The organism is Nocardioides sp. NPDC087217, assembly GCF_044744805.1.
Taxonomy (GTDB): domain Bacteria; phylum Actinomycetota; class Actinomycetes; order Propionibacteriales; family Nocardioidaceae; genus Nocardioides.
In genome coordinates this window covers 958,281-970,810 of the sequence record NZ_JBIUZB010000001.1, presented here as the reverse complement: position 1 = coordinate 970,810, position 12,530 = coordinate 958,281, and the positions used below count along the sequence as shown (strand labels likewise).

Genomic DNA, 12,530 nt, shown 5'->3' with positions numbered 1-12,530 from the left:
GACATCCGCGGAGCGGTCTGAAACGATCCGCGGCTGGCGCACACATTAGCGGTGCGCCAGCCGTCGGGGTACTTCTTGCCTTCAGTTACTTCGGTGGCATCCGGATGCCACCGTCGACGCGGATCGTCTCGCCGTTCATGTAGTCGTTGGTCAGACACTCCACGACCATGCTGGCCAGCTCCGCCGGCTCACCGAGCCGGTGCGGGAACAGCACGCTCTCGCCGAGCTTGGCCTTGAACGCCTCCGACTCCGGGCCCTCGCCGTAGATCGGGGTGTCGATCAGCCCCGGGGCGACGGTGTTGACGCGGATTCCGACCGCGGCGAGGTCGCGCGCGAGCGGGAGGGTGAGACCGACGACGCCGCCCTTGGACGAGGAGTAGGACACCTGCCCGATCTGGCCGTCGAAGGCCGCCACGCTGGCCAGGTTGACGATCGCGCCACGCTGCCCGTTGGCGTCGGGCTCGTTGCGGCTGATGTAGGTCGCGGCCTGGCGGCACATGTCGAAGGTGCCGATCAGGTTGATCGCGATGACCTTCTTGTACGCGTCCAGGTCGTGCGCCGAGCCGATCTCACCGTCGCGGCCGATGGTGCGCTGCGCCCAACCGATCCCGGCCGAGTTGACCACCGCCTTCAGCGGCGCGATCTCCACGGCCCGCTCCACGGCGTTGGTGATCTGGTCGGTGTCGGTGACATCGACGGGCACGAACAGGCCCTTGATCTCCTCCGCCAGGGCCTCGCCCTTGTCCTTCTGCATGTCCGCGACGATCACCGTCGCACCCTTGGCCGCCAGCGCCCGGGCGGTCGCCGCCCCGATCCCACTGGCCGCACCGGTCACGATCGCTGTGCTATCAGTCAACTCCATGGGCAGCACCATAGACGTGACCACCCTCACGATGGTGAATACCCGTTAACCGTCTCGCAGTCAGAGCGCGGTGGTGCCCTCGGCGATCAGGATCGCCGGCCCGGTGAGCAGCACCCGGTCGTCGGTGGTCCAGGTGACGTGGAGCGTGCCGCCAGGGACATCGACCCGGTACGTCACATCAGCATCGCGCGCGATCGCGAGACCGTCGGCCTCGGCGGCCGCGACCATCACCGCGCAGGCTCCGGTGCCGCACGATCGGGTCTCGCCCGCGCCGCGCTCGAAGACCCGCATGGCGACGTGACGCTCGCCGACGCGTTCGAAGAACTCCACGTTCACCCCGTGCGGATAGACCGCCTCGTCGAAGATCGGGGAATCGTAGAGGTCACCGACGGGGCCGTGGGGATCGATCGACTCGACCTCGGCGGCGGCGTGCGGGTTGCCCATGTCGACGTTGCAGGCCGACCAGAAGTGGTGGGCGACGCTGACCTGGGTCGACCCGAGCAGCTTCGGCGAGCCCAGGTCGGCGGTCCAGACGTCTCCGGACGCGCGGAGGATCTTGTCGCCGGCGCGGGTCGCGAAGGTGACCTCGTCGCCGGCGAGCCCGACGGAGCGCAGATACTCCGCGAAGACCCGGGTGCCGTTGCCGCACATCTCGGCTCGGGTGCCGTCGGCGTTGCGGTAGTCCATGAACCACTCGGCGTCGCTGACCGGACGGTCCTCACCGGTGTAGGCGGCCGTCCGGATCACCCGCAGGATCCCGTCGCCGCCGATGCCGGCCCGGCGGTCACACAGCGCCCGGACCCGGTCGGCCATCTCCTCCTCCGAGAGGGCGCCGTGCACCGACCCGTCGACGTCCGGCAGCAGCACGAAGTCGTTCTCCGTACCGTGCCCCTTCAAGAACACATAGCACATCAGTACAGGAACTTCGAGTAGGTGTCGGTGCGGTAGTAGTCCTCCATCTCCGCAAGCGTACGCGGGTCGTTCTCGACCTGCTTGGCGATGACCGCACGCTTGGGGAGGTGGTCGGGGTCCCAGGTCTCCGGGTCCCACAGGCCGGAGCGCAGGAACGCCTTCGCGCAGTGGAAGAAGATGTCGTCGATGTCGACGACCAGGGCGAGGATCGGCCGCTTGCCCTTCACGACCATCTCGTCGAAGAACGGTGCGTCCGAGACCAGCCGGGCGCGGCCGTTGATCCGCAGCGTGTCTCCGCGGCCCGGGATCAGGAAGTTGAGCCCGACGTGCGGGTTGGCGAGCACGTTGCGGTAGCCGTCGACCCGCTTGTTGCCCGGACGCTCCGCGATCGCGATCGTCGTGTCGTCGATGACGTGCACCAGCGACCCGGCCGGGTCCCCCTTGGGTGAGGCGTCGCAGTTGCCGTCGGCGTCCGAGGTCGCGAGCACGCAGAACGGCGTCGCGGCGAGCCACTGCCTGTCGATGTCGAGGAGCGCGGGACGCCCCTTGGTCACCGCCCGCTCGTTCGGCACGCCGACCAGGTCGACGAGCTCCTCGAGCGTGCTGATCTCAGTCCAGGTAGGGGTCACGGCCTCAGGGTACGAGGCGGGCGCGCGGGCGGCCGAATCATTTCGCCCGTCGCTCAGACCGTCGGTACCTCGCCCCGGCGAGCCCGCAGCCACTCGATCGGGTCGCCCCGGTCGACCTCGACACCGGCCATCCGGAGCATCATCCGGACCAGCAGACGGCGATGGGCTGCGTACGTCAGGACGTGGGCGACCACCGACCCGATCTGGAAGCTCTCCGGCGGCTCGCACAGGGCGTCGATGAGCCGGTCCTCCCAGGCCCCGCGCCGCTCGATGTCGCGTACGACCGCCAACCACCGCGCCGCCACGGCCTCGTGCCGCTCGACCAGAGCGACGATCGAGTCCGTGCGGCTCCGGACCGGCATCGAGAGGCCCTCGATCGAGGCCACCCAGCACTCCTTGGCCCACACCGTCGCCTCCAGGACCTGCGCGAGCGACTCCTCCGGGCCGTCCCAATCCAGCACCTCGTGGCCGGCCAGCCGCACCTGTGTGAGCACCTCCGCGGGCAGGCCCTTGGCGAGGTCGAGCAGGGCTCTGGTGTCGTCGAGGTCGTGCATGACGAGCTGCTCGGTGAGCGGAGAGAGCACCCGCTCCTGGGAGTCGACCCACAACGACTCCGGCGGATGGAAGTGGATCCCGTTCGGCGCCGGCAGCCAGTGGCTGACCGCGGCGGTGCTCGGCGGGTGCCCGAAGGCCTTCGCATAGGCCCGCGAGAAGCCCTCCACCGACTCGTAGCCGGCGGCCCAGGCGGCATCGGTCACCGTGCCACCGTGCTGCAGCTGCCACGCGGCGCGCTCCAGCATCACCCGCCGCCGCATCGCCACCGGCGGCTCGCCCGCACCCCGGGAGAGCAGCCGGTTGAAGTGGTAGGGCGAGGTGTAGGCGTCGCCGGCCATCTGCGCCAGCGTGCGCGGCTCTCCGGCGTCGGCCCCGTCGAGCACCGCGTCCAACAGCTCCCTCAGCCGGTCCCGCTCGTTCCCACTCATGGCGCCACCGCCCGCACGGCCGCGACGGCCTTCTCCAGACGGGACGGATCGTCGTACGAGACCCACACGACCCGCGGATCCTTGCGGAACCAGGCGTCTTGCCGGCGTGCGAACTGCCTCGTCTTGATGGCCGTTCTCTCCATGGCCTCCTCCAGCGTCGTCTCCCCCGCGAGATAGGCAGCGACCTCCTGGTAGCCGATGGCCTTCGACGCGGTCCGCGACCGCCCCAGACCCGCCTCCAGGAGCCGCGCGACCTCCTCGACGAAGCCGGACTCGAACATCTCCGAGACCCGCTGCCGTATGCGTACGTCCAGGGCTTCCCGGGAGATGTCGACGCCGATCTGGATGGAGGCCGGGTCGTGGTAGACCTGCTCGGGCAGTCGTGCGCTGAACGGCTCGCCGGTCAGCTCGATGACCTCCAGAGCGCGTACGACGCGACGGCCGTTATCAATTTCGATCCGCTCGGCCGCGACCGGGTCCAGGGCTCGCAGGCGGTCGTGAAGTGCCTTCTCACCTGCGGTTTCCAGCTCCTTCTCCAGACGCTCACGCACCTCGTTCGAGGTCCCTGGGAACTCGAACCGGTCCAGGATCGCTCGCGTGTAGAGAGCACTGCCGCCGACCAGCACGGGTGTCTTCCCAGCCTTGCGAAGCGTCGCGATCTCCTCGCGCGCCAGCGCCTGGAAGTCGGCGACGGAGGCCGGTTCAGCGATGTCGAGGAGGTCGAGCAGATGGTGCGGGATCCCGCGCCGCTCCGCGACCGGCAGCTTCGCCGTCCCGATGTCCATACCGCGGTAGACCTGCATCGCGTCGGTGTTGATGATCTCGCCGCCGAGGGTCTCGGCGAGGTCGAGGGAGAGTGACGTCTTCCCTGCAGCGGTGGCTCCGACGACGGCCACGATCGGAGTGATGGACTGGGGAAAAGATCCCGACCTGCGTAGCTCATGTGAACTATTCGGGTCGCGTGTCCCCCTGTTGCCGTCGTACTCCATGTGGTTAGTCTGGCCGCAAGTCGGCTCAAACGGGGAGCCGACCAATCAAGAGGGGGAAGCATGAGCTTCTTGGACAAGGCAAAGGACCTCGCCCAGCAGGCGGTCGACAAGGTCGGTGCCGACAAGGTCGGCGAGGGCCTGGACAAGGCCGGCGAGTTCGCCGACGAGAAGACCGGTGGCAAGTTCAGCGACCAGATCGACCAGGGCGTCGAGACTGCCAAGAACGAAGCAGAGAAGCTGGACGGCGGCAACTGAGCCCTCCACACGCCTTGAGGCGGGGAGCGACCCACACCGGGTTGCTCCCCGCCTCGCGTTTACGTCCCGTTACACCCAGCTGACTTTTTACGTATCGACTTTCAAAACACTGTTACGAATCTGTTGCGACTTGTGCCGTCACATGGAACGGTCGAGACCGTCTCATTCTCGTCTCACGAATGAGGCAGCCGGGGGGCGGGCGTGCGATGCACGTTCGATTCCGGTCCGATCACAACTACTCGGAAGTGTGGACCAATATGTCTGAGAACTACGGCAACAGCGACGAGCAGCAGAACTACGGCCAGGAGGGCGGCTTCGGCGGCCAGGAGTCCAGCGAGGGCTCCTCCTACGGCTCCGAGTCGTCCAACGAGGGTGGCTTCGGCGGCCAGGAGGGCGGCCAGAGCGAGGGCGGCTTCGGCGGCGGCGAGCAGTCCAGCGAGGGCGGCTTCGACGGCGGCCAGGAGCAGTCCGAGAGCTCCTCCTACGGCTCGAGCGAGGGCGGTTCCTCCTACGGTGAGCAGTCCAACGAGGGCAGCTCCTACGGTGGCGGCGAGCAGTCCGAGGGTGGCTTCGGCGGCCAGGAGTCCAACGAGGGCTCCTCCTACGGCTCCGAGGGTGGCCAGAGCGAGGGTGGCTTCGGCGGCGAGCAGTCCAACGAGGGCGGCTTCGACGGCGGCCAGGAGCAGTCCGAGAGCTCCTCCTACGGCTCCGACGAGGGCTCGAGCGAGGGCGGCTTCGGCGGCGAGCAGAGCCAGTCGCAGTACTGATCCAGCTCAGCTGATCACACACGGATCGAGCGCCGGGCCCGCAAGGGACCCGGCGCTCGGCGCATTTCACACAGAGATCTCACCCAGAGATCGACGATCAGGCGCGGTACGCCACCCATCCGTCGATCATGCGCTGCACCTGACCCGGCGTGAACTCGTCCATGCACGCGTCCTCGGTGTAGTCCATGAAGTTGTGGATCGGGTCGAGGCCCGGAGCGGTGCAGGTGTCGGAGCCCTCCGGGCAGCCGAAGGCCGGCGCGGCCTCGGCCGGAGTGTCGGCAACCTGGTCACCCTTGCCGCGGCAGCCACCCTGGAAGGTGTGGTAGAGGTGCAGCCAGTGGCCGACCTCGTGCGTGGCCGTGTCGCCCTCGTCGTACGGCGCCGCCGAGCCGCCCGGCAGCGACTCACCGAGGATGACCACACCGTCCTGCGACCCGATGTTCTTGGTCGGGAAGGTCGCCCAGCCGAGCAGACCGTCGTCGATCTCGCCGATGTAGACGTTGAGCGCGTTGTCGCCGCCCTGGCGCAGGGCCGCCTTCATGTCCCGCTCGCCGGCCGAGCCGGAGATGATCGGATACCAGGCCGGGTTGATCGTGGTCTCCTGGCCGACCACGTCGAAGGAGAACGGCGTGCCGGCGTACGCCGCGTTGAGCACGTCGATCTGGGCGTCGATGTTCGCCTGCGGGACGACGCCGGTGGTGGCGTCCTCCTGGATGACGTGGATGTAGGTCGGGATGGTCGTCGCGGCGAGGTTGGCGGTGCCGCCCTTCTTCCCCTGCGCGGCCAGGGCGCTGGAGAGCGCCTTCTCCTTGGCCTCGGCCTGCTTCGCGGTCAGGTGGTTCGTGTCGCGGACCTGCTTGGCCCCTTCGGCTACGCGAGCGGCGCCGACCTCGTGCGGGTCGAAGCAGGCATCTCCTCCCGCGGACGCCTGCATGGCGCCCGCAGGGGCCGCGGCTGCCAGGCCTGACGCCACGAGAACACCGAGTGCGCCCATCGCCGCTGCTCTGTTGACCAGCTTGGGAATCGACATGGGGGTATCCCTTCCTGAGACAAGTTGCCTCAGACTAGGACAGGAATACCCTCAGGGGGAACGAAGTTACGGAGAATTTGCTGTTCGAGTAACCAGGTGCCGAACGATCAGCCGCAGGCCGGCGCAGCCGGCAGTGGAGCGGGTACGCCGACCGACGGCATCCCCAGCCCGACCGAAGCGGCCTCGGGCTCGGGTCGGCCCTGGCGCGCCTCCCAGGCGTCGCCGGAACGGGTGCGGCGTACCTCGAGCACGGGGTTGTCGGCGACCAGGTGGTGCGGAGCCGCGTAGGTGATCTCGACCTTCACCATGTCGCCAGGACGTACGCCCTCGGCCCCGGCGGCGTTGAAGTGGACGAGTCGGTTGTCGGGGGCCCGACCGGAGAGCCGGTGGGTCTCGGCATCCTTGCGACCCTCGCCCTCGGCGACCATCAGCTCGAGCGTACGTCCGACGTTCTTCTTGTTCTCCTCGTAGGCGATCTCGTTGACGAGGTCGACGAGCCGGCCGTAGCGGTCCTTCACGACCTCCGGAGAGATCTGGTCGGGGAGATCGGCGGCGGGGGTGCCGGGACGCTTGGAGTACTGGAACGTGAAGGCGGAGGCGAAGCGCGACTCACGGACCACGTCGAGGGTGGCCTGGAAGTCCTCCTCGGTCTCCCCCGGGAAGCCGACGATGATGTCGGTGGTGATCGCCGCGTGCGGGATCGCTGCCCGGACGCGCTCGATGATGCCGAGGAACTTGGTCGACCGGTAGGAGCGGCGCATCGCCTTGAGCACGCGGTCGGAGCCCGACTGCAGCGGCATGTGCAGCGACGGCATCACGTTGGGCGTCTCGGCCATCGCCTCGATGACGTCGTCGGTGAACTCGGCCGGGTGCGGGCTGGTGAACCGGACCCGCTCCAGCCCCTCGATCTCGCCGCAGGCACGCAGCAGCTTCGAGAAGGCCTGCCGGTCGCCGAACTCGACGCCGTAGGCGTTGACGTTCTGGCCCAGCAGGGTCACCTCGGTGACACCCTCGGCGACCAGCGCCTCGATCTCGGCGAGGATCTCGCCCGGTCGCCGGTCCTTCTCCTTGCCGCGCAGGCTCGGGACGATGCAGAAGGTGCAGGTGTTGTTGCAGCCCACGCTGACGGACACCCAGGCGGCATAGGCCGACTCGCGCTTCGTCGGCAGCGTGGACGGGAAGACCTCGAGGGACTCCAGGATCTCGACCTGGGCCTCCTCCTGCACCCGGGCCCGCTCGAGCAGCACCGGGAGCGAGCCGATGTTGTGCGTCCCGAACACCACGTCGACGTACGGCGCCTTCTCGGTGATCGTCGCTCGGTCCTTCTGCGCGAGGCAGCCGCCGACGGCGATCTGGAGGTCGGGGTTGGCCTGCTTGATCGGGGCGAGGTGGGAGAGGTTGCCGTAGAGCTTGTTGTCGGCGTTCTCCCGGACCGCGCAGGTGTTGAAGACGACCACGTCGGCCTGCGTGCCCTCGGTCGCCTTCAGATAGCCGGCATCCTCCAGCAGCCCGGAGAGGCGCTCGGAGTCGTGGACGTTCATCTGGCACCCGTAGGTGCGGACTTCGTAGGTGCGCACCGCCGAAGCGGAGCCAGAGGCGATCGACGTAGTCATAGCGCCTTCAAGCGTACGACCGCAGGGGCCGCGTCGAGGAATCCAGCGCGGATGGCCGGCCCAGCGGGCGTACCCAGTCTTGTTGGTTATCTGGTTGTAACCGATCCCGGGGGCCAAGTCATAGATGTGCAATGCAGGATGTGGTTAGGTCTGCGGCATGACCGTGCTTGACACCGAACCCGCCGGCGCACCTTCGGGAGACGCTTTGGTGGTTCTTGACCATGTCGACAAGCACTACGGCGACCTTCACGTTCTCCAGGACATCAACCTGGAGATCAAGCGTGGCGAGGTCGTCGTGGTGATCGGGCCGTCAGGCTCGGGGAAGTCGACTCTCTGCCGCGCGATCAACCGCCTGGAGACGATCGACTCGGGCACGATCAAGCTCGACGGCAAGGAGCTGCCCGCGGAGGGCAAGGGCCTGGCCAAGCTGCGCGCCGAGGTCGGGATGGTCTTCCAGAGCTTCAACCTCTTCGCGCACAAGACGATCCTGCAGAACGTCACGCTGGGCCCGATGAAGGTGCGGAAGCTGAAGAAGGCCGAGGCTGAGGCCGAGGCCAAGAAGCTGCTCGACCGCGTCGGCGTGGGCGTCCAGGCGAGCAAGTACCCTGCGCAGCTCTCCGGTGGTCAGCAGCAGCGCGTCGCCATCGCCCGGGCGCTGGCGATGAAGCCGCAGGTGATGCTCTTCGACGAGCCCACCTCCGCGCTCGACCCGGAGATGGTCAAGGAGGTGCTCGACGTCATGGTCAGCCTCGCCAAGGAGGGCATGACCATGATCGTGGTCACCCACGAGATGGGCTTCGCCCGCGTCGCCGCCGACCGGGTCGTCTTCATGGCCGACGGCCAGATCGTCGAGTCCAACACCCCGGCCGAGTTCTTCGACAACCCGCAGTCCGAGCGCGCCAAGGACTTCCTCGGCAAGATCCTCAAGCACTGAACGTACGTCTCGGGTGAGCCCTGAGCTCGCGAACCCTGCACCGCACCAACCCTTATTTCCAGAATTCCAGAAGGTGGAAACGATGAAGTTCACGAAGATCGCCGCGACGCTGGGCGCTCTCGCGCTCACGGGCTCGCTCGCTGCCTGTGGTGGTAGCGACGACACCGGCTCCGACGCCAGCGGCGACAAGATCAAGATCGGCATCAAGTTCGACCAGCCGGGCCTCGGCTTCAAGGAGGCCGACGGTGACTACTCCGGCTTCGACGTCGACATGGCGGAGTACATCGCCGAGGGTCTCGGTTACGACGACGACCAGATCGAGTGGGTCGAGGCCGTCTCCGCCAACCGCGAGACGTTCCTCAAGGACGGCACCGTCGACATGATCCTGGCGACGTACTCGATCACCGATGAGCGCAAGGCCGAGGTCGACTTCGCCGGTCCTTACTACATCGCCGGCCAGGACCTTCTGGTCGCCGCCGACAACACCGACATCACCGGCCCCGACACGCTCGACGGCAAGAAGCTGTGCTCGGTGACCGGCTCGACCTCGGCCCAGAAGGTCAAGGACGAGTACGCCAAGGGCGTCCAGCTGCAGGAGTTCGACACCTACAGCAAGTGCGTCACCGCGATCGACGGCGGTCAGCTCGACGCGATGACCACCGACGACATCATCTTGGCGGGCTACGCCCAGCAGGACCCGGGCAAGTTCAAGATCGTCGGTGCGCCGTTCTCCGAGGAGAACTACGGCGTCGGTCTGCCCAAGGGCAGCGAGGACCGCGACAAGATCAACGACCTGATCGAGCAGGCCTTCGCGGACGGCGCTTGGGAAGAGGCGTTCAACGACAACCTCGGTGAGTCCGGCTACGAGCTGCCGGAGCCGCCGGCCGTCGACCGCTACTGAGCGAGCTTGACGTCATGCCGAGTCGGCGCAATCGGTCCGCTGCGTAGCGCAGGACCGTATTGCGCCGGCTCGGCATGACCGAAGCAGACGCTTTCTGAACAATCCTGGAAGGACCCATGGATCTCTTCTCCGAGTACGGGTCAGCCATCCTGACTTCGTTCGGGCTGACTCTGAGGCTTGCCGTCTACAGCGGCATCTTCGCGCTCATCCTCGGCACCGTGCTCGCCGTGTTCCGGGTGTCCCCGGTGCCGGTGCTGCGGTTTGTCGGTGCGGCCGTCGTCTATACGTTCCGCAACACGCCGCTGACGCTGGTGATGTTCTTCGCGCTCTTCGGGCTCGCATATCAACTGGGGTTCAACCCCGCGCCTGACGACCTCTACGAGAACAACTTCCGTCTCGCGGTCCTGGCGCTGGGGATCTACACCTCTACGTTCGTGTGCGAGGTGCTCCGAGCCGGCATCAACACGGTGCCTCTCGGACAGGCCGAGGCGGCTCGCGCGATCGGACTCACCTTCACCCAGAACCTCACATACGTCGTTCTACCGCAAGCCCTGCGTTCGGTGATCAACCCGCTGGCCAGCGTGCTGATCGCGATGACCAAGAACACCACTGTCGCCGTCACCATTGGTGTCGTCACCGCGACCGGCGTCAACGAGGCATCGGGCCAGATGAAGACCATGATGGAGAACGAGTCCGACCAGATCCTGCTGATCTTCATCATCTTCGCGATCGGCTTCATGATCCTGACCCTGCCCATCGGCTTCGTCGCCAACTGGGCCTCCAAGCGATTCGCGGTGATCCGATAATGGCCGCCTCCGTTCTCTACGACGCCCCCGGCCCGCGCGCCAAGGCGCTCAACCGGGTCTATTCCGGTGTCGCGTTGGTGGCGCTCCTGGCCATCGCCTGGTTCGTCTGGGCGAAGTTCGAAGAGACCGGCCAGTGGGAGGCCGACAAGTGGACACCGTTCCTCGAGTCACCCGCCTGGGAGAACTTCCTCATCCCCGGCATCATCGGCACACTGAAGGCCTTCGCGGCCGGCTCGGTCCTCGCGCTCGTCTTCGGGTTCGTGTTCGCCGTCGGCCGGCTCTCCCAGAGCAAGCTCATCAGCCTGCCTTCGGCGGTGGTCATCGAGTTCTTCCGTTCCATCCCGATGCTCCTGCTGATGATGTTCATCTACTTCATGCAGGCGCCGCTCGGATTCGACACGAGCGTCTTCTGGGCGGTCGTCCTCGGTCTGATGCTCTACAACGGCTCCGTCCTCGCCGAGATCATCCGAGCCGGCGTCGGCGCACTGCCCAAGGGGCAGACGGAGGCCGGTGTCGCGGTCGGGCTCACGGACGGGCAGGTGATGCGCGCGATCCTGCTGCCGCAGGCGGTGCGCTCGATGCTTCCGGCGATCATCGCCCAGCTGGTGGTGCTCCTCAAGGACACCGCGCTCGGCTACATCCTCGCCTACAGCGAGCTGCTCAATCAGATCGTCAAGCTCGACGGCAACTTCGACAACCTGCTCCCGGCAGCGATCGTGGTCGCCGCGATCTACATCGTCCTCAACACGATCCTCGGACTCCTCGCCAACTACGCCGAAGTCCGCACTCGGCGCGTGGGACGCACCGCAGCCCCGGTTGGTCACGCCGACGCGATCGACCCGGTCGCCGACGAGGCCGCGCTCGTTCAGAAGAGCAACGCCATAGGCCCCGGCGGCCCAGCCTAGGCGTCAGCGCACGAAAACGGCCCGCTGCCCCTCGTCGGGGCGGCGGGCCGTTGCGTACCTGCTCTTACTTCTTCTTCGGGGTCACCCAGAGGTTGATCGTGCCCTCGATGGCCACGGTGCCGTCCTCACGGATGCCCTTGACGCGCACCGCGAGGTCACCGTCGGCGGTGTCCCACTGCTCCTGGTCGGTCTCCGCGATGCAGGTGATGTCGGTGGAGGCCTTGGCGGTGTAGGAGACGGTCATCCCCTTGGGGATCCAGCGCTTGTCGCGCGGGATGGTGACCTCCGCAAGGGCACCCATGGCCATCTCGAGACCGTTGCACAGCGCGATGGCGTGAACGGTGCCGATGTGGTTGTGGTTGCCCCTGCGGTTGGGGACGATGACCTCGGCGTAGTTGGGTCGCAGCTGGTTGACCAGCGGGTGGATGGACCCGAAGTAGGGCGCCTTCTTCGCGAACGCGACCGAGAATGCTCGCTTGCCGACAACCGGGACACGGTTGAAGGACTTCCAGAGGTCGTAGAGCTGGCTCATGGCAGTCAGGTTACCCGAGGGTAACCTCCTCCCCTCTCCTGGCCCGAGATCAGGAGAGGGAGAGGAAGACCTTCTCGAGCTCCTCGATCTGCTCCGGGCGATCTCCGTCGGCGTGCGCGCGGCGCAGCTCGTTGGAGAGCAGCGCGAAAGCCGCCTTGTCGAGGGCGCGGGTCACTGCCTTGAGCTGGCCGACCACATCGGCGAGCTCACGGCCGTCTTCGATCATGCGGAGCACGCCACCGAGCTGGCCCTGAGCCCGGCGGACTCGATTGACCACGCTCGTCGTCTCCGCGTCCCGAGGCTGGGGGACGGTCACGTCGTCAGTCAAAGTCTTGCCTTCCATCGTTTCTGGCATCATTCCTGGCTCGTTGTTGTATCCCCCGGGGGACAACGGTCCAGACCAGTTGGCGTT

15 protein-coding genes are annotated in these 12,530 nt (G+C 67.1%); 6 read left to right on the top strand and 9 right to left on the bottom strand.

Annotated elements, in window-relative coordinates; translation table 11 throughout:
• Positions 1–85 precede the first annotated feature (85 nt).
• From ACIO3S_RS04815 to miaA, 5 genes are read right to left on the bottom strand one after another with little or no spacing between them, the layout of a single operon-like run.
• Positions 86–862, bottom strand: coding sequence for an SDR family NAD(P)-dependent oxidoreductase (locus ACIO3S_RS04815; RefSeq protein ID WP_378826466.1), 777 nt, complete (start codon positions 860–862; stop codon positions 86–88).
• A gap of 60 nt (positions 863–922) precedes the next feature.
• Positions 923–1,774 (bottom strand): diaminopimelate epimerase, encoded by an 852-nt coding sequence (dapF, locus tag ACIO3S_RS04810; protein ID WP_400460111.1) that lies wholly within the window; start codon positions 1,772–1,774, stop codon positions 923–925.
• Positions 1,774–2,403, bottom strand: coding sequence for a pyridoxamine 5'-phosphate oxidase family protein (locus tag ACIO3S_RS04805; RefSeq protein WP_160025433.1), 630 nt, complete (start codon positions 2,401–2,403; stop codon positions 1,774–1,776). The genes dapF and ACIO3S_RS04805 overlap by 1 nt, the downstream gene beginning before the upstream one ends.
• A 53-nt stretch (positions 2,404–2,456) precedes the next feature.
• Positions 2,457–3,386 (bottom strand): helix-turn-helix domain-containing protein, encoded by a 930-nt coding sequence (locus ACIO3S_RS04800; protein WP_400460107.1) that lies wholly within the window; start codon positions 3,384–3,386, stop codon positions 2,457–2,459.
• Complete coding sequence (miaA, locus tag ACIO3S_RS04795; protein WP_400460104.1) at positions 3,383–4,282, bottom strand: tRNA (adenosine(37)-N6)-dimethylallyltransferase MiaA; 900 nt, start codon at positions 4,280–4,282, stop codon at positions 3,383–3,385. Before miaA ends, ACIO3S_RS04800 begins: the two co-directional genes overlap by 4 nt.
• Positions 4,283–4,435: 153 nt before the next feature.
• On the opposite strand from miaA, the gene ACIO3S_RS04790 reads away from it, so the two are divergent.
• Together ACIO3S_RS04790 and ACIO3S_RS04785 are read left to right on the top strand one after the other, a co-directional pair.
• Positions 4,436–4,630 (top strand): antitoxin, encoded by a 195-nt coding sequence (locus ACIO3S_RS04790; protein ID WP_400460101.1) that lies wholly within the window; start codon positions 4,436–4,438, stop codon positions 4,628–4,630.
• A 257-nt stretch (positions 4,631–4,887) separates the two neighbouring features.
• Positions 4,888–5,397 (top strand): hypothetical protein, encoded by a 510-nt coding sequence (locus ACIO3S_RS04785; protein ID WP_400460098.1) that lies wholly within the window; start codon positions 4,888–4,890, stop codon positions 5,395–5,397.
• Between the two features lie 97 nt (positions 5,398–5,494).
• Here the strand turns inward: ACIO3S_RS04785 and ACIO3S_RS04780 are convergent, their stop codons facing one another.
• Positions 5,495–6,427, bottom strand: coding sequence for a zinc metalloprotease (locus tag ACIO3S_RS04780; protein WP_160025436.1), 933 nt, complete (start codon positions 6,425–6,427; stop codon positions 5,495–5,497).
• Between the two features lie 107 nt (positions 6,428–6,534).
• Positions 6,535–8,040 (bottom strand): tRNA (N6-isopentenyl adenosine(37)-C2)-methylthiotransferase MiaB, encoded by a 1,506-nt coding sequence (gene miaB / locus ACIO3S_RS04775; protein WP_160025437.1) that lies wholly within the window; start codon positions 8,038–8,040, stop codon positions 6,535–6,537.
• 157 nt (positions 8,041–8,197) lie between these two features.
• On the opposite strand from miaB, the gene ACIO3S_RS04770 reads away from it, so the two are divergent.
• The 4 genes from ACIO3S_RS04770 to ACIO3S_RS04755 all read left to right on the top strand — a co-directional run bounded on the left by ACIO3S_RS04770 (position 8,198) and on the right by ACIO3S_RS04755 (position 11,586).
• Positions 8,198–8,974 carry an amino acid ABC transporter ATP-binding protein gene (locus ACIO3S_RS04770; protein ID WP_160025438.1) on the top strand — a complete coding sequence of 259 codons (777 nt, stop codon included), beginning with the start codon at positions 8,198–8,200 and terminating at the stop codon, positions 8,972–8,974.
• Positions 8,975–9,056: 82 nt separating this feature from the next.
• Positions 9,057–9,875: a glutamate ABC transporter substrate-binding protein gene (locus ACIO3S_RS04765; protein ID WP_400460093.1), complete on the top strand. Its 819-nt coding sequence runs from the start codon at positions 9,057–9,059 to the stop codon at positions 9,873–9,875.
• Positions 9,876–9,991: 116 nt separating this feature from the next.
• Positions 9,992–10,681, top strand: coding sequence for an amino acid ABC transporter permease (locus tag ACIO3S_RS04760; protein ID WP_400460090.1), 690 nt, complete (start codon positions 9,992–9,994; stop codon positions 10,679–10,681).
• Positions 10,681–11,586, top strand: coding sequence for an amino acid ABC transporter permease (locus ACIO3S_RS04755; RefSeq protein WP_400460087.1), 906 nt, complete (start codon positions 10,681–10,683; stop codon positions 11,584–11,586). Before ACIO3S_RS04760 ends, ACIO3S_RS04755 begins: the two co-directional genes overlap by 1 nt.
• 64 nt (positions 11,587–11,650) lie before the next feature.
• Here ACIO3S_RS04755 and ACIO3S_RS04750 read toward each other — a convergent pair whose 3' ends face one another.
• A complete protein-coding gene (locus ACIO3S_RS04750; protein ID WP_160025442.1) occupies positions 11,651–12,118 on the bottom strand; it encodes a hotdog fold domain-containing protein in 468 nt (155 codons plus the stop codon).
• A gap of 49 nt (positions 12,119–12,167) precedes the next feature.
• On the bottom strand, positions 12,168–12,434 hold the full coding sequence (locus ACIO3S_RS04745; protein ID WP_008362591.1) for a metal-sensitive transcriptional regulator: 267 nt from the start codon (positions 12,432–12,434) through the stop codon (positions 12,168–12,170).
• Between the last annotated feature and the right edge of the window lie 96 nt (positions 12,435–12,530).

What these genes read in the sequence shown, in the direction of transcription:
- ACIO3S_RS04815 (WP_378826466.1), bottom strand. Translation starts at nt 862, where the DNA reads ATGGAGTTGACTGATAGCACAGCGATCGTGACCGGTGCGGCCAGTGGG.
- dapF (WP_400460111.1), bottom strand. Translation starts at nt 1,774, where the DNA reads ATGTGCTATGTGTTCTTGAAGGGGCACGGTACGGAGAACGACTTCGTG.
- ACIO3S_RS04800 (WP_400460107.1), bottom strand. Translation starts at nt 3,386, where the DNA reads ATGAGTGGGAACGAGCGGGACCGGCTGAGGGAGCTGTTGGACGCGGTG.
- ACIO3S_RS04790 (WP_400460101.1), top strand. Translation starts at nt 4,436, where the DNA reads ATGAGCTTCTTGGACAAGGCAAAGGACCTCGCCCAGCAGGCGGTCGAC.
- ACIO3S_RS04785 (WP_400460098.1), top strand. Translation starts at nt 4,888, where the DNA reads ATGTCTGAGAACTACGGCAACAGCGACGAGCAGCAGAACTACGGCCAG.
- ACIO3S_RS04780 (WP_160025436.1), bottom strand. Translation starts at nt 6,427, where the DNA reads ATGTCGATTCCCAAGCTGGTCAACAGAGCAGCGGCGATGGGCGCACTC.
- miaB (WP_160025437.1), bottom strand. Translation starts at nt 8,040, where the DNA reads ATGACTACGTCGATCGCCTCTGGCTCCGCTTCGGCGGTGCGCACCTAC.
- ACIO3S_RS04770 (WP_160025438.1), top strand. Translation starts at nt 8,198, where the DNA reads ATGACCGTGCTTGACACCGAACCCGCCGGCGCACCTTCGGGAGACGCT.
- ACIO3S_RS04765 (WP_400460093.1), top strand. Translation starts at nt 9,057, where the DNA reads ATGAAGTTCACGAAGATCGCCGCGACGCTGGGCGCTCTCGCGCTCACG.
- ACIO3S_RS04760 (WP_400460090.1), top strand. Translation starts at nt 9,992, where the DNA reads ATGGATCTCTTCTCCGAGTACGGGTCAGCCATCCTGACTTCGTTCGGG.
- ACIO3S_RS04755 (WP_400460087.1), top strand. Translation starts at nt 10,681, where the DNA reads ATGGCCGCCTCCGTTCTCTACGACGCCCCCGGCCCGCGCGCCAAGGCG.
- ACIO3S_RS04750 (WP_160025442.1), bottom strand. Translation starts at nt 12,118, where the DNA reads ATGAGCCAGCTCTACGACCTCTGGAAGTCCTTCAACCGTGTCCCGGTT.